A 22173-nucleotide genomic window follows, 5' to 3' on the forward strand; every position below is an offset into this window, starting at 1 on the left:
TCAGCTCCTCGGCAGGCCGAGCATCCGCTCGGCCACGATGTTGCGCTGGATGAAGGTCGATCCACCGGCGATCGCCGTGCCGCGGGCCTGGTAGGCGAGCCGCTGCCAGCGGCTCTCGGCGGGCGACTGCTCCTCCGGCGCCAGCTGCCCACCGAGTGGGGACAGCGACTGGCGGAAGTCCGCGAGGTCCTCGACCAGCGGGCAGAAGTACAGCTTGCCGATCGAGGTGACCGGACCGGGCGGGCCGCCGTCCGCGGCGATGGTGAGGACGCGCTGCCCGATGGCCTGGTGCACCAGCGCGCGCCCGTACAGGTCCGCGACCTCCCGCCGGACCGTCGGGTCCGCACCGAGCGGGGCGCCGAACGCGTCCGTCATCCCGCGGATCTGCTCGACGATGTCGTCCACGGCCCGCTTGGTGTTCACGCGTCCGGTCGCGATCCCCACCCGCTCGAAGCCGAGCGTGGCCATGGCGACCTTCCAGCCGCCGTCGACCTCGCCGAGCACCAACTCGTCCGGCACGAAGACCTCGTCGAGGAACACCTCGTTGAACTCGGCCTCGCCGAGCATGTGCGCGAGCGGGCGGACCGTGACACCCTCGCTCGCCAGCGGGAGCAGGAAGTAGGTGATGCCCTTGTGCCGCGGGAGGTCCGGACCGCCTGTGCGGGCGAGCAGGATGGCGTTCGTGGCGAGGTGCGCGCGGCTGGTCCAGATCTTCTGACCGGAGATCCGCCATCCTCCGTCGACCTTGGTCGCCCTGGTCCGCAGCGACGCCAGGTCCGAGCCCGAGTCGGGCTCGGAGAAGAGCTGGCACCACAGCTCGTCCCCGGTCAGGATCGGGCGGAGGAAGCGCTCCTTCTGCTCGTCCGACCCGAAGGCGATGATCGTGGGACCGGCGAAGTCCTCGCCCACGGTGTTGAGCCGCTCGGGAGCTCCGGCGCGATCGGCCTCGTCCGTGAACACCGCGCGGATCTTCGCGTCCGCCCCCTGGCCGCCGTACTCGCGCGGCCAGGACATGCCGGCGTAGCCGCCCTCGAACAGCAGGCGCTGCCACTGCTGCCAGAACGGCAGCTTGTCGGCGAGTTCGACGGGCTCCGGCCAAGGCAGCTCGGGAAGGGTCTCGGCGAGCCAGGCCCGCACCCGCGTGCGGAACTCCGCCTCCTCCGGGGAGTCTGAGAGATCCATGGAAGCTCCTTCGTCGATCTCCCCTGATAATATTATATCGGTCAGACCAAAACCAGCAGGGGCGTGTCACAGGGCGGAGAGCAGGCGGGCCGCGACGGGGCGGTCGCGGGCCCGGGGCGCTCGAGGCGCGTCAGTGTCCGTCCGCGGCGTCGCGCACCCGGCCGAGCGTGAGGAGCAGGTCCTCGTGCAGCTCCATCCACACGTCGTGGTAGGAGTGGCTCATCGGCCGGGCGAACGCCGCCTGCTCGCCGGCGCGGACCCGTTCCAGGGCGGCGGTGAACCGGTCGACGTAGCGCCCGAAGCGGGCCGAGGCGTCGGCGGCCGGCGCGAGCGCCCGGACCGCGTCCTCGTGCACCGCACCCAGCTCCTCGATGACCGTCGCGTCGTAGGCCGCGTCCGAGTGGTCGTTGGACTGCTGGGCACCGTCGGGACCCGGGCGCATCTGCCACCGGGTGCAGACCTCCTTGAACCTCCCGTTCACCGGGATGAAGGCCTCGTAGGTGCGGGCGACCCCCGCCCGCTCGCCCTCGGTGACCGCCGCCGCGACGAGGTCGGGGTGCGCCGCCCGGCCCTCCTTGGTCAGCGTGTAGCCACCGACGCGCCCGGTGCGGAGCTTCACGAGCCCCTCTGCGGTCAGCTCCTCCAGGACCGGAACCAGGTCGGGGCATCCGGTGATCTCGGCGAGGTGCTCGGCGGACGCGAGGCCCTTCACCCTCAGGGTGTGCACCACGAGGAATCGCTCCGTGTCGGCCATCGTCGGCCTCCTCTCGGGACAGGTCTTGATCGGTGCGGTCGGGACGGGGCGGACAGCTCGACCTCGCGGTCGCGGTCAGCGGGCCGGCGTCGCCGGGCGGGTGGTGCCCGCCGCGCGGCGGAGCGGGGGACGCCCCTCGGTGACTCAGTACTCGGCGGTGAGCGCCCGCACCGGGCATGCGGACACGGCCCGCACCACGCTCGCCCGGGAGTCGTCCGGCGGGTTCTCGTCGAGCTCGAGCTCGCCGTCGTCGTTGATCGTGAAGTGGTCGGGGTCGTTGTACTCGCACTGACCGTGCGCGACACACAGATCCCGGTCGACGCTCACCCTCATGCCTGCTCCACCCGGACCCGGAGGCGCTTGAAGGCGTGGAACTGGTTGGTGTGCAGGCGGTCCGGCTCCGCGACGGGCACGATGCGCAGGTCGCGCTCGAGGACGTGCCGCAGGAAGGTGGACACCTCCGCGCGGGCCAGGTGCGAGCCCAGGCAGGTGTGGATGCCCCAGCCGAAACCGAGGTGCTGGTTCGGCGTCCGGTCGATCGTCAGGGTGTCGGGCTCGGCGAACACCTCGGGGTCCCGGTTCGCGGCCTGGAACCACAGGACGACCTTGTCGCCCGTCCGGATGGTGCGGCCGTGCCACTCGACGTCCTTGGTCGCCGTGCGGCGCATGGCCCGGATCGGGGTGATGAAGCGCAGCAGCTCCTCGATCGCCGGTCGCAGCAGGGCCCGGTCGGCGCGCAGCCGCTCCCACTCGCCCGGGAACTCGGCGAAGGCCAGCACCGCACCGGTGAGCAGGTTGCGTGTGGTCTCGTTGCCCGCTCCCACCAGCACGAAGTAGTAGGCCGCGAGGTCCTCCCAGGACAACGGCTCGCCACCGATGCGAGCGGCGACCAGCTTCGAGACGATGTCGTTGCGCGGCTCGGCCCGACGGGCCTCGGTGAGGCCCCGGAAGTAGTCGAACAGCTCCTCGCGGGCGCGCTCCTTCTCGTCCGGGCTGCGCATGAACTCCGGGTCGTCGGAGATGACCCGGTCGGTCCAGTTGGCGAGCAGCGGGCAGTCCTGCGCCGGTACACCGAGGACCTGGCCGAGCACCTGGATCGGCAGCACGGCCGAGGCCGAGCTCACGAGCTCGACCTCGCCCCGCCGCTCGATGTCGTCCAGGATCGTCGAGACGGACGTCTCGATGAGGTCCTGCCACTCCTTGACCTTGACAGCCCGCAGGTGCGGCGTGGCCACCTTGCGCAGCTCGGTGTGCCGAGGCGGGTCGGTGTTGTGCACCGTGGGCGTGTGGCCCTCGACCCGACGGCTGGGGATCTGCGTCCCCTGCCCGTTGACGAAGGTCGCAGGGTCCTCGATCGCCGTGATCAGGTCCGCGTACCTCGTCAACGACCAGTACCCGGGCCCGTCGTTCGGCTCGGTGTTCCAGTGCAGCGGGTCGTGCTCCCGGATCTCCCGGAACAGCTCGTGTTCGCGCCCCGCGAGGAAGGGGGCGAGATCGCTGAGGTCGACCTGCGCGGCGCCGTGGGTCGCGATGCTCATGCCGGCTGGCTCTCCTTGCTGGTGACGGTCGGGAAGCCCTTGCCGAACAGCAGCACGGGCGTGAGCACCTCCGCCGCCTTCCCGCCGGTGAGGACGGGCCAGGCCTTCTCGGCGTCGGCGGTCATGGTGTCGAAGCCCTCGGCCAGGAAGCGGTCCCACAGGCCCACCTTGAGGGCGTGGCTCTGCAGGAACTCACGGGTGTAGACCATGATCCCGTCGCGGATCTTCTCGTCCCGGGACTTCTTCGCCAGGGCGCGGTACATGCCCAGGGTGCCCTTGTGACAGCGCTCCGAGATGCGGTCCATCTCCGGGGCGTCCAGCACCCGCAGCTGCGACATCGGAGTGTCGATCTCGTCCCGGGCGAACACGACCCCTTCGATCAGGTGATCGAGGTAGTTGGTCGGCTGGGTGAAGGTCGTCATGATCTCGTTGACCGTCGCCGTCACCGTGTCCGAGGGGAAGATCAGCACCTCGGTGACGCAGTAGGGCAGGCCCTCCGCGACGCCGGACCACGGGTAGGCGGTCTCGTTGAGGAAGTGGTCGCGCACGATCGCGAACCGGCCGCCCGGCAGCGGGTACGGGCCGGTGTCGCCCATCCCGGCGCGGCAGTCGTAGTGCAGCATGAAGCCGAACAGCTCGGTCTTCGCGTTGAACTTGCGGAACGCGTCCCGCGCCGGGCCCTCGAGCGGCTTCGCCTGGTCGACCAGGGTCGCGAGCACGTCGTCGTCCAGGACGGGGACCTGGAAGCCGCGGGCCGACACGAACCCGGGGCCACCGCCCCACGTGCCGTGCTGGAGCCTGCGGCCGAACTGGATGAAGTCCTCGAGGTCCTCCCGGCGGTCGTCCGGCCCGTGGAAGCCGAGATCGACGGCGATGCCACGACCCAGGATCGGGCACACCGAGGCCGCCCAGTTCCGGGTGACGTTGACCTTGGTACCGACCTCGCGGCGCGACGTGGTGGCCAGCTCCAGCAGCCCGTCGACGCCCAGCTCCTCGGTGAGGATCCGGATGAACTTCGGATAGTTGGCCCACTGCTGGACGAAGGAGACGGTCTCGTACTCCTGGCGCGGGATCAGTCCGGACTCCCCCTCGGACGCGCGGCCCAGGATGAAGTCCCAGAGGTTCCAGCCCGCATACTCCAGCCAGCTGTTCACCTGGTCGTCGCTCAGACCGGAGGTGCGGACGTCCGCGTCGGTGGTCTCGATGAAGGGGACGGGCAGGTCGGCGCGGACCTGCTCGTCCCCCGCGGTCCCCTGCGGATACCTGCCCTTGTACTTCTGCAGCAGCAGCTGGACGTCGATCTCGTCGCTCACGTGACTCTCCCGATCACTCGGAGACCAGGAAGACCTGGCCCTTGTCCCCGGTGATGTCCAGCCGCACGGTGCTCCCGTCAGCCGGGACGGTCTCCCCCCGAGAGGTCTGGACGCCCTCGCTGAACGCCGTCGACATCACGCACGGGATGGAGAACTCGCGCGACAGGATGCCCAGGTGGCTCTCCGGGGCCCCCTGCAGCGTGATCAGGCCTGCGACCCCCGCCATCAGCGCCGGGGACATGAACGTGGTCGTCCCGCCGCGGGAGATCACGATCGTCTCGGCCACGTCCGGGCCGTCGATGAAGTCCAGCACCTCCTCGGGGGAGTCCAGGAAGCGGATCTTCCCGACGGTGCGAGCGTCCGACGTGAAGACGTTGATGCCGGTACCGATGAGTGTCTCCGTTGACAACTTCTCCTCCAACACGCTTGGCTGCGGTCAACCGTTAAAATGGTCAGGCCGAACAGCAGTATGATTGTGGCCCCACTCACCCGTGTCAAGGACGCCTCGATGCCTGTAGACCAGATCGGCGACGTCTACGTCGCCGGCCGCTGGCGGACCTCCGGGTCCGAGCGGCGCACCGCCGTCGTCGACCCGACCACCGAGGACCCGCTCGCCGAGGTGGTCAGCGCCGACGCCGCGGACGTCGATGCGGCGGTCCGCGCCGCCGACGCGGTCGCGCGCGACTGGGGCGCCACCCCGGTCGTCGAACGGTGTCGCCTCGTCGTCCGGCTGGCGGAGGAAATCGAGCGACGAGCGTCCGGCCTCACCGAGACGATCACCCGGGAGAACGGGACGCCGGTCGCCGAGTCGGCGCACGCCCCGACCACCGCGGCCGCGCACCTGCGGCACTGCGCCGAGGTCGGCCCGTCGCTCTTCGCCGAGGACGTGCGCCCCAACCCGATGGCGCCGGGCGACACGCTGGTCCAGCGCAGGCCGCTCGGCGTGGCCGGGCTGATCACGCCGTGGAACTACCCGCTCAGCCTGATCGTGGTGAAGCTCGGCCCGGCGCTCGTCGCCGGATGCCCGGTCGTGATCAAGCCCGCGGCCGAGACCCCCCTGGCCGCGCGGATGCTGATGGACGCGGTCGAGGCCGCCGGGCTCCCCGCCGGCGTCGTCAACCTGGTCACCGGGGACGGAGCGACCGGCCAGGCCCTCGTGGAGCACCCGCTCGTCCGCACGATCTCCTTCACCGGCTCGACGGCGGTCGGGCGCAGCATCGGGGAGGCGTGCGGACGGGCCCTGCGGCCCGTGGTGCTCGAGCTCGGCGGCAAGTCGCCCGCCCTCGTGCTCGACGACGCCGATCCCGAGGTCATCGCCCGCAGCATCCTCAAGGTCTCGATGCGCAACACGGGACAGACCTGCAAGGCCTGCACCCGGCTCATCGTCCCGAACACCAGACGCGGGGAGATCGTCGACCTGGTTGCGGACGTCGTGTCGTCCGCGCCGCTCGGGGACCCGTTCGATCCGTCGACGTTCTTCGGCCCGCTCGTCTCCGCCCGCCAGCGCGACCGGGTGCTGGGCTACCTGGAGAGCGGGCACGCCGAGGGGGCCAAGGCCGTCGTCGGCGGCGGCACGCCCGCCGGGCGGGACCGCGGCTTCTTCGTGGAGCCCACCGTGTTCGACGACGTCACCCCGTCGATGCGGATCGCCAGGGAGGAGATCTTCGGCCCGGTGCTGTCGGTGCTGGGCTACGACGGCCTCGACGAGGGCGTCGCGCTCGCGAACGACACCCCCTACGGCCTGGCGGCCACGATCTTCTCCCGGGACGAGGGGCGAGCCGCCGCGGTCGCCGTCCGCATCGAGGCGGGCACCATCGGGATCAACCACTACGGCTCCAACGCCGCCGCCCCCTTCGCCGGTCACAGGGACAGCGGGCTCGGCGTCGAGTTCGGCCTCGAGGGCATCGAGGAGTACCTCGCCCTGACCTCCGTCCACCGTCTCCCCCGCGGCTGACCAGCCCTCGACCAGCCCCCCAGACAGGAGCAGCAACGATGCGAGCAGCAGTCCAGTGGACCTCCGGCGGCCCGTTCGAGATCGGCGACGTCGACCTCACCCCGGCTGGCCCAGGCGAGGTCGGCGTCCGACTTCGCGCGGCGGGGGTGTGCGCCTCGGACCTGTCGTTGACCACGGTTTTCGGTCAGCCCACCCCCGTCGTACTGGGGCACGAGGGCGTCGGGGTCGTCGACGAGCTCGGCGAGGGCGTGGCCGACCTGGAGATCGGGCAGCACGTCCTGGTGCTCTGGGTGCCGTCGTGCGGGGAGTGCGCACCGTGCCTGCGGGGCGACGAGCACCTCTGTGCCCGCCGGACCTCCACCGCGGACGCGCGGGCGGGCAGGGAGCACACCGCGACCCACCGCCTCTCGATCGACGGCGAGCCCGTCCACCAGGGCATGAACACGGCGACCTTCGCCGAGCGCACCGTGCTGCGGCGGCGGGCGGTCCTGCCCGTCCCGCAGGACGTGCCCTTCCCGGTCGCGGCCATGCTCGGCTGCGCCGTCCCGACCGGCGTCGGCGCCGCGCTGCGGAGCGCGAGCGTCTCGCCGGGCGACACGCTCGCGGTGATCGGCGCCGGCGCGGTCGGCCTGAACGCGATCCTCGGGGCCGTGGTCGCGGGCGCGGCGCGACTCATCGCAGTGGACCCGACCGAGCGACGCCGGAGGACCGCGCTGAGCCTCGGCGCCACCGAGGCGATGACGCCCGAGGAGTTCGCCGACCGGGCGAAGGACCTCGACGTCGTCATCGACGCGGTGGGGCAGCCGCCGACCGTGCTCGCGGCCTGGAAGGCCGTGCGGAGGGGCGGGACCGTCACCGTGGTCGGAGCCGGGCGCCCGGGCGACACCGTGCCGCTGTCGGCCTACGAGCTCTTCCACGACGACAAGAAGCTCACCGGCAGCTTCCACGGGGGCATCAGCATGCGCCGGGACATCCACATGCTCGTCGACCTCTGGCGGGCCGGGCGGCTGCCGATCGAGAGGCTGATCAGCGGCACCGCAGACCTCAAGGAGATCAACGAGGTGGTCGCCGCGCAGCGGGACGGGTCGGTGGTGCGCACCGTCCTCACGATGGACTGAGCAGGTTCGCCCGGAGCGAGTCGATCTCGCTCCAGGTGACCCCGCAGCGGTCGACGAGGAAGCCGGTGACGGACCCGCACTCGACATCCAGCCCGGTCAGCGCCTCCTCCATGGCCGCCGCCGGGCTGTCGAACAGCGTTGCGACGGCGGCGAGGTCGATGCCTTCGAACAGGTCGGCGTACGCCTGCACCCGGTCGGGCCGCAGGACTCCGGTCAGCGCGTAGTCCGCCACGACGACCTCGCGGGCGACACCGAGCGCCTCCAGCAGGAGCGCCACCAGCAGGCCGGTCCGGTCCTTGCCCGCGGCGCAGTGGATCAGCACCGGGTGCCTGCCGGGGTCGGCCAGGATTCGCAGCCCGGCACCGAACTCGACGGTCCGCCTGCGCAGCGTGAGGGCGTAGTACCCGGCCATGTCCGCGGCGGTGAACCCGGTCCGCACTCCGGTCCGGATCTCCCGGACGTAGTCCGTGTCGCCCTCGCCGCCCTCCTCGATGGGCAGCGCGACGTAGTCGGCTCCGGTCGCCTCCGGCCAGGACGAGGCGATCCGCTCCGCCTCCCCGGCGGACCGCAGGTCGAGCACCGTGCGGACACCCAGCGCGCGGTAGGCGTCGGTGTGCTCGGGCAGCCACGCCGTGCACCGTGTGGTGGTGCCCGGGGCCACGAGGGCCTCGGCCCGGTAGACCCGCCCGCTCAGCACGGCACGCCCGTCCTCGGTGGGCGTCCCGCCGAGATCGCGGAGGTTGGTCGTGGCCCCCACCGGTCGGTGAGTGGACCGGACATCCCAGGCCGCCGTCTCGTCCATGGTCGACAGTGTGCACCGGTGTTGAATTTTCGGCCAGACCATTGTAATTTCGGACCGAATCGGGGCGCCCTTCCGGTACCGCCGGACCGACCATCCAGGACGGAAATCGATGGAGATTCCCACCGTGAGCGACCGCTACTCGGCGGCCGAGGTGCAGGGGTACTACGACTCCGGCTGTTGGACCACGGAGACGTTCGCCCAGCTCATCACCCGCCAGGCCGAGGTCTGGGGCGACAAGACGTTCGTGACGGACGGATCGACGTCGTACCGCTACGCCGAGGTGCGCGACCGCTCGGCACGGTTGGCGCTGGGCCTGCGCGAGCGCGGCGTCCGGGCGGGCGACCGGGTGGCCGTCCAGCTGCCGAACTGGTCGGAGTTCGTGGTCGTGGCCGCCGCCGTCGCGCGACTCGGCGCGATCATGGTGCCGATCATGCCGGTCTACCGGCGGGACGAGGTCGGGCACGTGCTCGACGACGCCCGGGTGTCGGTCGTGGTGACCCCCGCGATCTTCCGAGGCTTCGACCACCTCGGGATGTACCGCGATCTCGCGGCCACCAGGCCGACCGTGCACACCGTCGTCGCCGTGCGTGCGGACGTCGTCCCCGAGGGCGTGCTCACCACGCTCGCCGCGGTGACCCCCGACGTCGACCCGGCGGAGGCCGTCGCCTCGATCGGCACCCCGGTGACGGCCGACGACCCGTTAGTGATCGTCTACACGTCGGGCACGACGGCCCGGCCCAAGGGCTGTGTGCACACCTTCAACACCTACGCCTCCGGTGCCAGGGGGCTGACCGAGGCGTTCGCCTACTCCGCGGACGACGTGGGCTTCAGCCCGTCCCCGATCACCCACACCACAGGCCTGGTGACCGGGATACTGATGCCGCTGCTCGCCGGCGGCTCGACACACGTGATGGCCGAGTGGGAGCCGAAGCGCGGCCTGGTCGAGATCGCCCGCTACGGCTGCTCGGTGGCGGTCACGGCCACCACCTTCCTGCAGATGCTGCTCGACGCGTTCGACCCTGCCGAGCACGACACCTCCAGCCTGCGGGTCTGGGTCTCCGCGGGGGCGCCGATCCCCCGCTCGGTGGTCGAGCGGGCCCGCACGGTACTGCCTGGCGCCAAGATCCTCAGCCTCTACGGGCGCAGCGAGAACCTCACCACCACGACCTGCACGGTCGTGGACGATCCCGAGCGCGCGCTGGTCTCCGACGGCGCCCCGCTGCCCGGTGCCGCCGTCGAGATCGTCGACGAGGCGGGGGCGATCGTCCCGCAGGGCGAGGAGGGCGACATCGCCTACAGGGGGCCGAGTCACATGCTGGGCTACCTCGGGCGCCCGGAGGAGACCGCCGAGCTGTACACCGCCCGCGGCTTCTCCCGGTCCGGCGACCTCGGCCGGATGGACGCCGACGGCTACGTCCGGGTCACCGGGCGCACCAAGGACATCGTCATCCGCGGAGGCATGAACATAAGCGTCCGGGAGCTGGAGGACCTGCTCGTCGAGCACCCCGGCGTCGGCAGCTCGGCCGTCGTCGGGATGCCGGACGTGCGGCTCGGCGAACGGGTCTGCTGCTACGTGGTTCCGGCGGACGCGGCCCGCCCGCCGTCCCTGGAGGAGCTCAAGTCCTACCTTCTGGAGCGTGGCGTCGCGATCCAGAAGACCCCCGAGCGACTCGAGCTCGTCGAGAGCCTGCCGACGACGGCCACGGGCAAGATCCAGAAGCACCTGCTCCGGGACGACATCGCCCGCAAGATCGCCCGGGTCGCACCGACCCGCGCCTGACTCGGCGGCGCACCGTCCCGACGACACATCCAGAGGACCGCAACGATGCCCTCCCCGACCACAGTCGCCGACGCCCCGTCGAGCGTCGCGGTGTTCCCCTTCGACCACGACCACGGAGTGCCGGCCCGTGGCCTGGCGGACGTCCTCGGCGGCAAGGGGGCCGGCCTTGCCGAGATGACCACGGCGCTCGGGCTCCCCGTTCCGCCCGGCTTCACCATCACCGTCGGCACCTGTCGCCGCTACCTGGCGGGCGGCTGGCCCGCCGAGCTCGACGGGCTGGTCACCGACCACGTCGAGCGGCTCGGCCGGATCCTGGGCAGGCGGTTCGGCGATCCGGCGGACCCGCTGCTGCTCGCCGTGCGCAGCGGCGCCCCGCGATCGATGCCGGGCATGTTGGACACCGTGCTCAACCTGGGCCTCAGCGACGAGACGGTGCTCGGGCTGGCCGCCGCCTCCGGGGACGAGCGGTTCGCCTGGGACTGCTACCGCCGCTTCGTGCGGATGTACGCCACGACGGTGCTCGGGGTGGACGATCTCGGCGAGGAGGCTCCCGCGGACGACATCGACGCGCTGCGGGCGGAGATCGCCCGGGTGCGCGCGACCGTCGAGATCCCGCAGGACCCGCGCTCGCAGCTGTGCGGGGCGATCGAGGCCGTATTCCGCTCGTGTGGCAGCGAGCGGGCGCTGGCCTACGCGCAGCGCGAGCAGATCGACGGCGCCCTGGCCACGGCCGTGAACGTGCAGGCCATGGTGTTCGGCAACCGGGGCGGCGAGTCCGGAACCGGGGTGGTGTTCACCCGGGACCCGTCCACGGGCGAGGCCCGCCGCTACGGCGACTACCTGCCGCGCGCCCAGGGCGAGGACGTGGTGTCCGGCGTCGCCCGCACGCAGACGATCGAGTCCCTCAGGGCCGAGCTGCCCGCGATCTGGACCGAGCTGGACGGGGTGCTCGACCGGCTCGAGCAGCACTACGCGGACATCTGCGACGTCGAGTTCACCGTGGAGCAGGGCAGGCTGTGGGTCCTGCAGACCCGGATCGGGAAGCGCAGTGCCGTGGCCGCGGTCCGCGCGGCGGTGCAGATGGCCGAGGAGCCGGACTGCCCGCTCACGCGGGAGCAGGCGGTGGCCCGGGTCGACCCGGAGGTCCGGGCGGCCGCACGGAAGGCGGTGCTGGCCGCGGCCGGGGTGGCACAGCGCGGCGAGGCGGTCGCGAAGGGACTCGGCGCCTCACCCGGGCGGGTCACCGGGAAGGCGGTGTTCAGCTCGGAGGAGGCCGCGGACGCCGGGGAGGACGAGGACCTCGTGCTCATCCGGCCCGAGACGAGCCCGCAGGACGTGCCCGGCATGGCGGTGTCGGTCGGCGTGATCACCGGGACCGGCGGGCTGGTCAGCCATGCCGCCGTCGTCGCGCGCGGCTGGGGGCTGCCCGCCGTCGTCGGGGCGGAGGACCTGGAGATCACCGGCGAGGGAGCCCGGACGCGGGACGGCCGGTTCACCATCGCGGCAGGCGATCTCGTGACACTCGACGGCACCACCGGCGAGATCTGGCTCGGCGACGACCCCGCCGCCACGGACGGGCCCGCCACCGACGAGGAGGCCGTACTGTGCGAGCACCTGCCCGAGCTGGCGCTGTTGGAGGAGTGGGCGGGATGAACATCGGAGACGTCGTCGACGAGGTGGGGTTTACCGTGGAGGAGGGCAAGATCGACGAGTTCGCCGCGGCGACCACGGCCCTGGACCCGGTGCACTCGGACCCCGCCGCCGCCGGGTAGCGGGCCTCTCCGCGGTGGCCGCCACCCCCACCCACGTCGTGGTGAGCGGGCACCACCGGGACCAGCGAGCCATGGTCGAGAAGCTCGGCCCGGCCCTGGAACGCGTCATGGTCGGCGGGGTGCGCTGGCGCTACCACCGGCCATTGGTGGCGGGCGACCGGCTGCGAGGCGCCCGCACGCTCGTCGGGGACGAGGAGGTGGGGGGCCGGTCCGGGATCCCGCCCGATGCGCAGGCTCACCCTGGAGACCCGGTTCCTCGACGAGGCGGGCGAGACCGCCGTCGAGTGGCGCGAGACCGTGGTGGAGCGTGGCCGGTGAGCGGGCGGGAGCCTCGCCGCGTCGCGGAGGGCGACCCGGTCCCCCAGCAGGAGCTCGGCCCGGTCACCCGGACCCACATCATCCGGTTCGCCGGCGCGGGCGGGGACTTCAACCCGCTGCACCACGATCCCGAGTTCGCGCGTGAGGCGGGCTTCGACGACGTGATCGCGATGGGGCAGATGCAGGCCGGGATGCTCGCGTCCTGGCTCACGGACTGGTGCGGCGTCGAGCACCTGCGCGAGCTCGACGTGCGCTTTCTCGCCCCGGTGCAGCCGGGTGCGATCCTGCGGCTCACCGGCGAGGTCACCGGCCTCACCGATTCCGCGGACGAGCCGCTGGCCGGGTTGGCGCTCCGTGCCACGGCCGATGGCCAGGAGGTCGTGCGGGCGAACGCGCTGGTGCGCCGGGGTTAGACCGCGCCCCGCACCCGGTCGAGCAGGATCTTGCCCGCGTCGCTGCGCGGGACCCGGTCGACGAGGTCGATACGCCGCGGGCACTTGTAGTGGGCCAGGCGCTCCCGGCAGTGCGCGACGAGCTGCTCGGCAAGGCCCGGCGCCGGCTCCCCGAGCGGTTCCACGACGGCGCGCACCTGCTCGCCGTACTCCTCGTCAGGCGCCCCGAACACGACCACGTCCGCGACCGCGGGGTGCAGCGCGAGCAGGTCCTCGACCTCGCGAGGGTAGACGTTCACGCCGCCGCTGATGATCGTCTGACTGAGCCCTGCCGGTCAGGTTCAGGTACCCGTCCGGGCGGTGCGGCGCCGCTGCCGCATGGGTGCGTGGGTCCACGTCGCCGGGCGATCTTTTGGACCGACCATTGGTAAGGGCGATCAGAACTCGCTAGCCTTTCCCCATCCCGGTCGGCCCGCGACGAGGCGGAGAGAATCATGACCAGCCCCACAATCCCGGTACTGACCGTGCACGACCGCTACGACGAGGAGTCGGTCCGACTCTTCCGGGATCGCGGCTGGTGGCGCGGCGGCTCACCGGTCGAGCTGCTCGACCGCTGGGCGGCCGAGACTCCGGGCCGGCGGTTCGTCTCGGACGGCACCGTGGAGTGGGACTACACGACTGTGCGGGACCGTGTGGACGGTCTGGCCACCGCCCTGGTCGGCGCCGGCGTGGAGCGCGGCGACCGGGTCGTGATGCAGCTCCCGAACTGGGCCGAGTTCGTGGTGGGCTACCTCGCGATCGCCCGGATCGGTGCGGTCCTCGTCCCGATCATGGCGGTGTACCGGCGGACCGAGGTCGAGCACGTCCTGCGCAACTCCGGCGCGGTCGCAGCGATCTGCCCGGGCGAGTTCCGGGGCTTCGACCACGCCGGGATGTTCCGCGCCCTCCGCACGGAAATCCCGGAGCTCGGGACCCTGATCGTCGCCCGCGGCACGGTCGAGGAGGACGAGCTGGGCTTCGAGGAGGCCTGTGCAACCGAGGCCGACCCGGCGATGTTCGGCCCGCCCGCAGACCCGGACCTGCCGCACCTGATCGTCTACACCTCCGGGACCGAGTCGACGGCGAAAGGCTGCGTGCACACCTGGAACACGGCGTTCTACTCGGCGCGCGGGTTGGCCCACGACGTGTTCCAGACCCGTCGCGAGGACGTCGTGTTCATGCCCTCGCCGGTCGCGCACGCCACCGGCCTGGTGGTGGGGGTGCTCGTACCGCTGGCCGTCGGCGCCGAGACCCACCTGCTCGACGTCTGGGAGCCGCAGGAGGGGCTGCGCCGCATCGAGCGGTACCGGTGCACCGCCACCGCCACGGCGACCCCGTTCGTGCGGATGGCCCTCGACGCGCAGCGCACGGCCCAGCGGGACCTGTCGTCGATGCGGTTCTGGCTGTGTGCGGGTGCGCCGATCCCAGCCGCGCTCGCCGACGAGTTTCACGAGGCGTTCGCCGGCGGCGTCCTCATGCCGCTCTACGGCGCGACGGAGATCCTCGCCGGCACCTGCTGTCACCCCGGAGACTCGCTGGAGCGCCGGGCGGGGTCGGACGGGTCCGCGGCACTCGACGGCATCGAGATCACCCTGCTCGGGCCGGACGGTGAGGCGGTGCCGACCGGCGAGGAGGGCGAGATCTGCTACGCCGGTCCCGGCGCGATCCTCGGCTACTGGCGGGATCCGCAGCGCACCGCGGCCACCATCGACCGCCAGGGCCGCCACCACACCGGCGACCTCGGCCGGCTCGACGAGCAGGGCTACCTGCGGGTGACCGGCCGGCTGAAGGACATCATCATCCGCGGCGGGACCAACATCAGCGCCGCCGAGGTCGAGGGGTACATCCTGGACCACCCCGCGGTCGCCCAGGTCGCCGTCGTCGCCTACCCGGACGAGCGGCTCGGCGAGAAGGTCTGCGCGGTCGTGGTGCCGACCGCGGGCGAGCAGCCCACCCTCCCCGAGGTCACCGACTTCCTGCGCGGCCGCGGGATCTCCACCCAGAAGCTGCCCGAGAAGCTCCTGCTGGTCGACGAGCTGCCCATGACCGCCACGGGCAAGGTGCAGAAGTTCGTCCTGCGCGACCTGGCCCGGGGCGGCGCGTGAAGGTCACCACCTCCGTCGCGCGCGGGGCCCGCCGCCCTCGGACATCATCGAGCTGGACCTCGCCGCGCCGTGCCCGGACGAGGTGCTGGCCGCGCTCACCTTCGGCTGCTGCGGGTCCTGTCGCACCTGTCCCGACGGCCGACCCGCCTACTGCGAGCACTTCACCGAGCACCGGGAGATCACCGACATCCTCGTCGGCGAGGACCCGAACACCATCGTCACCCGGGCCGGCAGCCGCGTCGACGTGCAGGCCGGGCAGTCCTGGAGCAACGAGCACGTCGCCTTCCGGGGCGTGTACGTGCAGATCTTCACGTTCGAGGACGGCGACGTGAAGTGCTTCCAGGAGTACTGCGACACCGCGAAGATCGCCGCCGCCCACGCATGACACGAAGGCTTCGGTCCGACCATTGACTTTGGCCAGACCATAATGTTCCCTGTCGAGCGTGACGGAGGTCCCATCCGTCACGCTCGACCGGATCGGGCCCGTGAGCGCCCCGACAGACGGGAACAGGCATGAGTACACGCAGTGCGACACCGACCAGTGTGGGGACCGGCGTCCTGCACCGCTGGTGGTTCCCCATCACCGGGTTCCTGACGCTCCTGTTCGGGACCAGCACGGTCAACGTGCTCATCAATGTGCTCGGCAAGCCGATGGCCGAAGAGCTGGGCTGGGAGCGCAGCGTCCTCACCAACGGCCTGTCCGTGCAGACCGTGTTCATCGGCATCAGCATCGTGGCGCTGGGCGTCCTGGTGGACCGCTTCGGGCCGCGAAAGCCCTCCGTCCCGATGGTGCTGGCGTTCGGTGGCGGGCTCATGCTGCTGAGCACGCTCGGCGACAGCCCGACACTGTTCTTCGCGCTCTGTGTGCTGATCGGCGCCGGCGCCGGCGCCGTCAATCCTGTCGCCCACGCCACCGTGGTCAGCGCCTGGTTCCGCGACCGGCGCGGGATCGCGCTCGGCGTCATGATGGCGGGACTCGGTGCCTGCGGCGTGCTGATGCCGTTCCTGGCAAACGGGCTGCTCGGCCTCGTCGGCTGGCGCGGTGCGTTCCTCGTGATCGGTGCGCTGTGCACCGTCATCCCGGCGTCGGTGTACGCCTTCGTCACCCGGATGCCGCCCGAGCACGAGGCCGAGCGCCTGGCCGCGCGCCGGGCGGGGCGGGTCGCGGGTGAGTCCCTCTGGACGGTGGCGCGGAGCTACCGGCAGTTCTGGCTGCTCGCGATCGCGATCTTCCTGGTCTCCTCGGCCACCTTCGGGCTCATGGCCCAGGTCGTGCCGATGTCGACGGACAAGGGTGTCGCGCAGCCGACCGCGGTCGCCGTCCTCTCGGCGGTGAGCCTGGCCTCGCTGGCCGCCCGCCTGTTGGTCGGCTACCTCCTGGACCGCTTCTTCGCCCCGCTGATCGCCACCGCCATCTTCGCGCTGACCGCGGTCGGCGTGTTCCTGCTGATCTTGTCCACGCAGGTCGGGCTGCTGTTCCTGGGGGCGGCGCTGGTCGGCCTCGGCCTTGGCGCCGAGGGTGATGTCGCCGCGTACATGGTGAGCCGCTACTTCCCCAAGCACTCCTACGCCCGGGTCCTCGGCTTCGTCTACTTCCTGTACGCCATGGGCTCGGCCTTCGGGATCTTCCTGCTCGGCCAGATCTATGCGGCCACCGGCTCCTACAGTGCGGGTGCGTTCCCGATCGTCGGACTGGTCGCGGTCAGCATCGCCTGCCTGCTGTTCATGGGCCCGTACCGGTACTCGCTGGACCACAGCGAGGTCCCGGCGACGGACTGAGGCCTCACCCGGCGTCGTCGGCGAGGCAGGCCTCGACCGCCGACGACGCCCCGGCGAGGCTCTCGACGAGCCCCGCCGCCATCCGCTCCTGCAGGCGGGCCGTGGGCAGCACGATGACCACGGCGGCTATCGCGGTGCCCGCGGAGTGCACCTCGACCAGGCCGGCGCGGCCAGGTGGCGAGCCGGGCACTGCGGTCCCCCAGCTCGGCGTAGGCCTGGGTGGCGCCGCTGTCCGCCAGGACCATCGCGGGCCGCTCGGGTGCCTCGGCGGCGTGCACAGGGGGGTACATCAGGTCCTCTCGAGTAGACGGTCCCGCAGCCGTTCGACGACGTCGGCGCCGACCCCGTGCGCGGTCAGCAGCCCGAGTGCGCCGCCGTGCCGCTCGTCCAGAAATCGGCGTATGGAGTCGGGGTGGTGTCGTAGAGGTCGGCGGGGAACGCTGCGACGGCCTCCCCGTGGGTGACCATGGTTCGCAGCCGCTCCATACCCGCCCGCGCACCGGCGGGCTCCGCGGCGCCCTCGGCCACAACCTTCTCGCGCGGCACGCCGAGCGCCTCGAGCACCACCGCGACGGCCACCCCGGTCCGGTCCCGCGCGACGCTGAAGCGCACGAGGACCGCCCCGGCGGCGTCCGCGAGCTCGGTGACGGCGCCGGCCACCGACTCCGGCGACGCCCGCACGTAGGTCAGGCAAGATGCTCACCCGTCGGGCCCGCGGCGCCACCCGGCCCGCCGAGGAGTCGCCGATCACGTCGCCGAATTGGACGGCAGGTGCCGGTGCGGCAGCGCGGCGAGCTCGCCCCGCCCCTCCCGTTCCACCTCGTGCTGGAGCCGCAGGTCGAGCACGGTGCGGATGCCGAGCTCGTCGACGAGGTGTCGGGCGCCCGCCGCGTTGCGGAACTGCGGGGTGTCGCTGCGGAACAGCTGCCCGCGGCGCACCCGACGGCCGTCGGGGGTGGGCAGCCCGGCGACCTCGCGGAAGTGCAGCAGCCCCGCCGTCGGGCTCACCACGTGCGCTCGACGGTGACCGGCATGCGCTTGATCCCGGCGAACATGCTCGCCTCCAGCCGCTCCGGTGGCCGCGCCAGCCGGACGTCCAGCCCGCGGTCGAGCATCTGCCCGAACAGGGCGCTGACCTCGGCGCGGGCCAGGTGGGCGCCCATGCAGAAGTGCACGCCCCAGCCGAACGTCAGGTGGTCGTTCGGGGTTCGGTCGATCACGAACCGGTCGGAGTCGGTGAACACCCTCTCGTCCCGGTTGGCGCTGCCGAACCACAGCACCACCTTCTGCCCCGGCTCGATCGTGCGGCCGTGCCACTCGACCGGCGCGAGCACGGTGCGCCGCATGAACGCGACCGGCGAGACCCACCGGAACATCTCCTCGACGGCAGACGGGAGCAGGTTCCGGTCCACGCGCAGCCGCGCCCACTCGTCGGGGAAGCGGTCGAAGGCGTCGACGGCGCCGGAGATCAGGTGCCGGGTCGTCTCGTTCCCGGCGGCCATGAGCACGATGTAGTAGGCCGCGAGCTGCTCCCAGCTCAGCGGCTCGCCGTCCACCTCGCCCTGCACCAACACCGACACGAGGTCGTCCTGCGGGTCGGCGCGACGCTTGGCGGTCAGGTCCTTGAAGTAGGCGAACAGCTCCTCGCGGGCCGTCTCGCGCTGCTCGTCGGTGGTGACGTACTCGGGGTCCTGGATGTGCGCGACGTTGCTGAGCTCGGCCAGCGTCGCGCAGTCCTCCGCGGGGACGCCGAGCACGCGCGCCAGTACGCGGATCGGCAGGTTGGCCGACACGGCGTGGACGAATTCGACCTCGCCCGCGGCCTCGATCTCGTCGAGCAGGGTGGTCACGGACTCCGTGATCGACGCCTGCCAGCGCTTGATCTTCACCGCCCGCAGGTACGGGATCGCGATGCGCCGGAGCTTGCCGTGCTCGGGCTCGTCCATGTTGTGCAGGCTGTGCAGCTTGCCCTCGACGCGGCGCTCTGCGAGCTGGGTGCCCTCCGCACTGGAGAGCCGCTCGTGGTCGCTCGCCCCCTCGCGGACGTCGGCGTAGCGGGTCAGCGACCAGAAGCCGCGTCCGCCGTCGGTCTCGTCGTTCCAGTGCAACGGGTCGTGGTCCCGCAATGCCCGGAACAGCTCGTGCTGGGTGCCCGCCACGAACGGTCGCATGTCCGTGAGGTCGATCTCCGAAGCGGACCCGACGTCCACCGTCATCTCGTCTCCTGCTTTGTCGAACGGTAGGCCGGTGCGCCCGGGGGCCGAGCCCACCGGCCCGGGGGCGGTCAGCCCTGCTCGGGCACCGGCACACCCCACGAGCCGGTGAGGAACAGCCGCGGGATCATCTCGGTCGCGACGCCGCTGACGATCCGGTCGTAGACCGCCGCCGCCTCGTGGTGGACCTCGAAGAGCCCGTGCTCGGCGACGAGCTCGTCGTAGACTCCGGCGGCGCGGGCGAACGGGAGCATGAAGCCCGCCGTGTAGACCTTCGCGCCGGCCAGCACCTTCTCCCGGTGCTCCATGCCCGCGATGTGCCGGTAGAGCGCAGCGGACGCCGTCTCGACGCGCTGCCGCAGCGCGGCCATGTCCGACACCGAGAGCGCCTGGACCTCGGTGGCCGGGGTGTCCCAGTGCTGCCGGGTGTAGACCGAGACACCGGCGAGGTGCTGAAGGTAGTTCGTGGGCTCGGTGAACATCGTGGACAGGTCGGTGACCTTCACCTCGAGTCCGCTGTCCGGCTTGAAGGCCATCGCCATGGTGATCGAGTACGGCAGATCGCCAGAGAGCTCGGACCATTCGAAGGCGGGCTCGTTGACGAACAGGTCGCGGACCATGACGAACTCGCCGTCGGGCAGCGGGTAGGGGCCGCTGTCGCCCAGGCCGAGTCGGTTGTCGAAGTGGTGCAGGAAGCCCAGCAGCTCGGCCGAGGCGTTGAACTTCTGGAAGGCGGAGCGGGCATCAGTGCCCGCAAGCGCGATGCGGTCGGCGGCGAAACGGTCCAGCCATGCGCCGTTCAACAGGGGTGCGTGGTAGTCCCGCATTGAGGTGAACATGCCGCCCTGCCCCCAGATGCCCTGGTAGATCCGGCGGACCGTGGTGGCGCTGGGGAGCAGGTCCGCCGCCCCGCGGTGCTCGTCGTGCAGGCCCATCTCGACCGCGATGCCGCGGCCGAAGAACGGAGCGGCCAGGGCCGCCCAGGCGTGCAGGAGGTTGACCTTGGTGCCGATCTCGCGCTGCGCGAGGGCACCGATGTCCACGACGCCCGTGCCGCCGACCTTCTCCTCGATCACGTTGAGCCAGCCCGGGTGCCGGAACCACGAGTTGAGGATGCCCAGCGCCTCGTACTCCTGGCGCGGGATCAGGCCGGACTCCCCCTCGGTCGCGCGGGCGGCGAGTGCGTCCCACTCGTTCCAGGTCAGGTAGAGCAGGATGTCGTTGACCTCGGTCACGGTCAGCTGCCGGTCCGCGCTGTCGTCGGTCAGCTCGAGGATCTTCGTGTTCAGCTTCGCCCGCATCACGGCATCGCCCTCGGCACCGTGTGGGACCTCCCCGCCGAACTTCTCCAGCAGGAGCTGGATCTGGGCGAGCTGCTCTGGCGTCATCCCGGGGCCCGCGTCCGCGACCGGCTCGTCGGAGACGGGGGCGCCGACCTCGACGCTGACCGTGGCCTTGGGCCGGGTAGACGCGTCGAGCTTGATCCGGGTGCCGTCGGCGGGCACGACCTCGCCGCGCGAGGTTCGCACGCCCTTGTCGAAGGCGACGGACATGATGCACGGGATCCCGTACTCGCGGCTCACGATGCCCAGGTGGCTCTCCGGAGCACCCTGCAGCGTCACGATCCCGCAGATCCCCGCGGTAAGCGCCGGGGTCAGGAACGTCGTGGTCCCACCGCGGACGATCACCACGACGTCGGTGACGTCGTCCTCCTCCTCGACGAAGTCCAGCACCTCGTCGGGCGAGTCCAGCCACTTGACCCGGCCCTCGACGGCGGGGGTCTCGTGGACGTTGAGCCCGACACCCACGGGCTCGTAGGCGACGTCCTCGGCCGTCTCGGCCATGGCAACCTCCGTTGGTCGACAGGTGGTCCTCGCGTCCTGCCGATCCTCTGCCCGCGCGACGTGACCCACCTCTCTCCCGGGGGGTGCTTTTCTCCCCCGCTCAGCCTTTGGTGAGCGCGTGGAAGCGGGCGGCGGCGTCGGCCCGGTTGGCTGCTCCCAGCTTGCGGAGCAGGCCCTTGACGTGGGTCTTCACCGTGCCGACCGACAGCTGGAGCCGGTCGGCGATATCTTGGTTCGACGCACCTCCGGCGAGGTGACGCAGCACCTCCAGCTCACGCCGGGTGAGCTCGTTGAGCGGCCCGTCGGACAGGTAGGGGTGCGACGTGGGGCGCTCGACGAGCTCGTCCCACCCGGAGGTTCCGTAGGTCAGCTCGTCGATCCCGCTGATCTGCAGCTCGAACTGGCGGCGCAACGCACCGATCCGCTCCTGGTAGCGCGCCCGTTCCAGGGCCAGCCCGACCCCGTCGGCGAAGAGGCCGAGCAGGTCCCGGTCGCCCTCGTCGACGGCGTCGGCCTGCGAGTGCCGGTCGACGTGCAGCAACCCGACGACGCCGCCGTGCACCACCACCGGGGCGGCGGCGTAGTCACGGGTGTCGCCGAGGATCACGAGCTGGCGGTGGACCCGAGGCTGCGACTGCGCATCCCGGACCAGCACGGCCGTCCGCCCGCGCACCGCCTCCGTCTCGGGCTCCTCGCGGCCGATCCGGCCGGGCATGCTCGACCCGACCTGCACGAGCGCGCCCGCCAGCGACTCGTCCTGGTGCGCGAAGGCGGAGGTCGCCCGCCAGGTGGTGCCGCGCACCCCGGACATCAGGGAGCGGCTGTACCCCAGCCTCCCCAGCTCGCGCGGTACCTCGCGGAGCAGAGCGGTGGTGTCCAGACCGGCGCGCAGCCGGGTCAGGGACCGGTGCAGCTCGGCGGCGAGGCTCGCCCGGCGCCGCACCCGCAGCTCCCCGATGGAGAGGCGCAGCTCCTGGGCCTCCAGGAGGAGCAGCAGGTCCGCGGTGTCCGCGGTGGCACCGCTGCCGTCGGCCAGGCCCAGGCGCCGGCGCAGGTAGCGCTCCCCCACCGTCAGGGACTCCACGGCCGCGTGCAGCGTCTCGGCCATGGGGCAGACGAGCAGCGGGTCGTCGTGGCGCCGGGCCACGTCCGCGATCTCGGCGAGAGTGGTGTGGGTCCGGGCGAGCAGGGCCTCCGGTTCGGGGTCACCGCCGCTCAGGTCATCGACGAGGTCCTGCACCATAGCCTCCTGACCGACCGGTTCGCCTCG

At 71.8% G+C, this 22173-nt stretch carries 20 protein-coding genes and 3 pseudogenes; 10 read left to right on the top strand and 13 right to left on the bottom strand.

The annotated features are described in order from the left end of the window. The 6 genes from LWC35_RS03380 to LWC35_RS03405 all read right to left on the bottom strand — a co-directional run bounded on the left by LWC35_RS03380 (position 1) and on the right by LWC35_RS03405 (position 5196). Positions 1-1182 (bottom strand): acyl-CoA dehydrogenase family protein, encoded by a 1182-nt coding sequence (locus LWC35_RS03380; protein WP_232868391.1) that lies wholly within the window; start codon positions 1180-1182, stop codon positions 1-3. A gap of 130 nt (positions 1183-1312) precedes the next feature. Continuing rightward, on the bottom strand, positions 1313-1936 hold the full coding sequence (locus LWC35_RS03385) for a MarR family transcriptional regulator (protein ID WP_232868392.1): 624 nt from the start codon (positions 1934-1936) through the stop codon (positions 1313-1315). Between the two features lie 144 nt (positions 1937-2080). Then, positions 2081-2269: a ferredoxin gene (locus LWC35_RS03390; protein WP_232868393.1), complete on the bottom strand. Its 189-nt coding sequence runs from the start codon at positions 2267-2269 to the stop codon at positions 2081-2083. Next, complete coding sequence (locus tag LWC35_RS03395; RefSeq protein WP_232868394.1) at positions 2266-3474, bottom strand: cytochrome P450; 1209 nt, start codon at positions 3472-3474, stop codon at positions 2266-2268. The genes LWC35_RS03390 and LWC35_RS03395 overlap by 4 nt, the downstream gene beginning before the upstream one ends. After that, a complete protein-coding gene (locus LWC35_RS03400; RefSeq protein ID WP_232868395.1) occupies positions 3471-4787 on the bottom strand; it encodes a hypothetical protein in 1317 nt (438 codons plus the stop codon). The genes LWC35_RS03395 and LWC35_RS03400 overlap by 4 nt, the downstream gene beginning before the upstream one ends. Positions 4788-4800: 13 nt before the next feature. Next, positions 4801-5196 carry a PEP-utilizing enzyme gene (locus LWC35_RS03405; protein WP_232868396.1) on the bottom strand — a complete coding sequence of 132 codons (396 nt, stop codon included), beginning with the start codon at positions 5194-5196 and terminating at the stop codon, positions 4801-4803. A gap of 99 nt (positions 5197-5295) precedes the next feature. On the opposite strand from LWC35_RS03405, the gene LWC35_RS03410 reads away from it, so the two are divergent. Together LWC35_RS03410 and LWC35_RS03415 are read left to right on the top strand one after the other, a co-directional pair. Next, a complete protein-coding gene (locus tag LWC35_RS03410) occupies positions 5296-6741 on the top strand; it encodes an aldehyde dehydrogenase family protein (RefSeq protein ID WP_232868397.1) in 1446 nt (481 codons plus the stop codon). A 38-nt stretch (positions 6742-6779) separates the two neighbouring features. Continuing rightward, positions 6780-7859: an alcohol dehydrogenase catalytic domain-containing protein gene (locus tag LWC35_RS03415; RefSeq protein ID WP_232868398.1), complete on the top strand. Its 1080-nt coding sequence runs from the start codon at positions 6780-6782 to the stop codon at positions 7857-7859. Here the strand turns inward: LWC35_RS03415 and LWC35_RS03420 are convergent. Beyond that, positions 7846-8661 carry a tyrosine-protein phosphatase gene (locus tag LWC35_RS03420; protein WP_232868399.1) on the bottom strand — a complete coding sequence of 272 codons (816 nt, stop codon included), beginning with the start codon at positions 8659-8661 and terminating at the stop codon, positions 7846-7848. The genes LWC35_RS03415 and LWC35_RS03420 overlap by 14 nt on opposite strands. A gap of 109 nt (positions 8662-8770) precedes the next feature. On the opposite strand from LWC35_RS03420, the gene LWC35_RS03425 reads away from it, so the two are divergent. The 5 genes and pseudogenes from LWC35_RS03425 to LWC35_RS03440 all read left to right on the top strand — a co-directional run. Continuing rightward, positions 8771-10441, top strand: a complete 1671-nt coding sequence (locus tag LWC35_RS03425) for an AMP-binding protein (RefSeq protein ID WP_232868400.1) — start codon at positions 8771-8773, stop codon at positions 10439-10441. A gap of 45 nt (positions 10442-10486) precedes the next feature. Next, positions 10487-12094, top strand: a complete 1608-nt coding sequence (locus LWC35_RS03430; RefSeq protein WP_232868401.1) for a PEP/pyruvate-binding domain-containing protein — start codon at positions 10487-10489, stop codon at positions 12092-12094. Beyond that, positions 12091-12213, top strand: a complete 123-nt coding sequence (locus tag LWC35_RS03435; RefSeq protein ID WP_232868402.1) for an FAS1-like dehydratase domain-containing protein — start codon at positions 12091-12093, stop codon at positions 12211-12213. Before LWC35_RS03430 ends, LWC35_RS03435 begins: the two co-directional genes overlap by 4 nt. Before the next feature lie 41 nt (positions 12214-12254). Further along, positions 12255-12332, top strand: a pseudogene (locus tag LWC35_RS40785) (FAS1-like dehydratase domain-containing protein); the annotation flags it as partial. 240 nt (positions 12333-12572) lie between these two features. Next, positions 12573-12944, top strand: a pseudogene (locus LWC35_RS03440) (MaoC/PaaZ C-terminal domain-containing protein); the annotation flags it as partial. Here the strand turns inward: LWC35_RS03440 and LWC35_RS03445 are convergent. Further along, a complete protein-coding gene (locus tag LWC35_RS03445; RefSeq protein WP_232868404.1) occupies positions 12941-13222 on the bottom strand; it encodes an AMP-binding enzyme in 282 nt (93 codons plus the stop codon). The pseudogene LWC35_RS03440 and the gene LWC35_RS03445 sit on opposite strands and share 4 nt — an antisense overlap. Before the next feature lie 195 nt (positions 13223-13417). Here LWC35_RS03445 and LWC35_RS03450 point away from each other — a divergent pair, with 195 nt between their 5' ends. From LWC35_RS03450 to LWC35_RS03460, 3 genes are all read left to right on the top strand, one after another. After that, positions 13418-15067, top strand: a complete 1650-nt coding sequence (locus LWC35_RS03450; protein ID WP_232868405.1) for an AMP-binding protein — start codon at positions 13418-13420, stop codon at positions 15065-15067. Positions 15068-15149: 82 nt separating this feature from the next. Then, complete coding sequence (locus LWC35_RS03455; protein WP_232868406.1) at positions 15150-15452, top strand: hypothetical protein; 303 nt, start codon at positions 15150-15152, stop codon at positions 15450-15452. Positions 15453-15580: 128 nt separating this feature from the next. Further along, on the top strand, positions 15581-16846 hold the full coding sequence (locus tag LWC35_RS03460; RefSeq protein WP_232868407.1) for an MFS transporter: 1266 nt from the start codon (positions 15581-15583) through the stop codon (positions 16844-16846). 4 nt (positions 16847-16850) lie between these two features. Here the strand turns inward: LWC35_RS03460 and LWC35_RS03465 are convergent, their stop codons facing one another. The 5 genes and pseudogenes from LWC35_RS03465 to LWC35_RS03485 form a co-directional block, all read right to left on the bottom strand. Then, the gene (locus LWC35_RS03465; protein WP_232868408.1) at positions 16851-17036 is read right to left on the bottom strand and encodes a hypothetical protein; all 186 of its coding nucleotides are present in this window, start codon (positions 17034-17036) and stop codon (positions 16851-16853) included. 164 nt (positions 17037-17200) lie between these two features. Further along, a pseudogene (locus tag LWC35_RS03470) lies at positions 17201-17857 on the bottom strand (tyrosine-protein phosphatase). After that, positions 17851-19062 (bottom strand): cytochrome P450, encoded by a 1212-nt coding sequence (locus LWC35_RS03475; RefSeq protein ID WP_232868409.1) that lies wholly within the window; start codon positions 19060-19062, stop codon positions 17851-17853. Before LWC35_RS03475 ends, LWC35_RS03470 begins: the two are co-directional and overlap by 7 nt. A gap of 68 nt (positions 19063-19130) precedes the next feature. Then, positions 19131-20903: a PEP-utilizing enzyme gene (locus tag LWC35_RS03480; protein ID WP_232868410.1), complete on the bottom strand. Its 1773-nt coding sequence runs from the start codon at positions 20901-20903 to the stop codon at positions 19131-19133. A 100-nt stretch (positions 20904-21003) separates the two neighbouring features. Next, positions 21004-22146: a helix-turn-helix transcriptional regulator gene (locus LWC35_RS03485; protein ID WP_232868411.1), complete on the bottom strand. Its 1143-nt coding sequence runs from the start codon at positions 22144-22146 to the stop codon at positions 21004-21006. Between the last annotated feature and the right edge of the window lie 27 nt (positions 22147-22173).

Origin of the sequence: Pseudonocardia kujensis (assembly GCF_021283305.1) — a bacterium.
Taxonomy (GTDB): Bacteria; Actinomycetota; Actinomycetes; order Mycobacteriales; family Pseudonocardiaceae; genus Pseudonocardia; species Pseudonocardia kujensis.

Bases quoted from the DNA above. Each gene is read 5' to 3' on its own strand.
- LWC35_RS03410 (WP_232868397.1), top strand. From the start codon at position 5,296: ATGCCTGTAGACCAGATCGGCGACGTCTACGTCGCCGGCCGCTGGCGG.
- LWC35_RS03425 (WP_232868400.1), top strand. From the start codon at position 8,771: ATGGAGATTCCCACCGTGAGCGACCGCTACTCGGCGGCCGAGGTGCAG.
- LWC35_RS03415 (WP_232868398.1), top strand. From the start codon at position 6,780: ATGCGAGCAGCAGTCCAGTGGACCTCCGGCGGCCCGTTCGAGATCGGC.
- LWC35_RS03460 (WP_232868407.1), top strand. From the start codon at position 15,581: ATGAGTACACGCAGTGCGACACCGACCAGTGTGGGGACCGGCGTCCTG.
- LWC35_RS03430 (WP_232868401.1), top strand. From the start codon at position 10,487: ATGCCCTCCCCGACCACAGTCGCCGACGCCCCGTCGAGCGTCGCGGTG.
- LWC35_RS03395 (WP_232868394.1), bottom strand. From the start codon at position 3,474: ATGAGCATCGCGACCCACGGCGCCGCGCAGGTCGACCTCAGCGATCTC.
- LWC35_RS03385 (WP_232868392.1), bottom strand. From the start codon at position 1,936: ATGGCCGACACGGAGCGATTCCTCGTGGTGCACACCCTGAGGGTGAAG.
- LWC35_RS03450 (WP_232868405.1), top strand. From the start codon at position 13,418: ATGACCAGCCCCACAATCCCGGTACTGACCGTGCACGACCGCTACGAC.
- LWC35_RS03435 (WP_232868402.1), top strand. From the start codon at position 12,091: ATGAACATCGGAGACGTCGTCGACGAGGTGGGGTTTACCGTGGAGGAG.
- LWC35_RS03420 (WP_232868399.1), bottom strand. From the start codon at position 8,661: ATGGACGAGACGGCGGCCTGGGATGTCCGGTCCACTCACCGACCGGTG.
- LWC35_RS03485 (WP_232868411.1), bottom strand. From the start codon at position 22,146: ATGGTGCAGGACCTCGTCGATGACCTGAGCGGCGGTGACCCCGAACCG.
- LWC35_RS03475 (WP_232868409.1), bottom strand. From the start codon at position 19,062: ATGACGGTGGACGTCGGGTCCGCTTCGGAGATCGACCTCACGGACATG.
- LWC35_RS03480 (WP_232868410.1), bottom strand. From the start codon at position 20,903: ATGGCCGAGACGGCCGAGGACGTCGCCTACGAGCCCGTGGGTGTCGGG.
- LWC35_RS03390 (WP_232868393.1), bottom strand. From the start codon at position 2,269: ATGAGGGTGAGCGTCGACCGGGATCTGTGTGTCGCGCACGGTCAGTGC.
- LWC35_RS03380 (WP_232868391.1), bottom strand. From the start codon at position 1,182: ATGGATCTCTCAGACTCCCCGGAGGAGGCGGAGTTCCGCACGCGGGTG.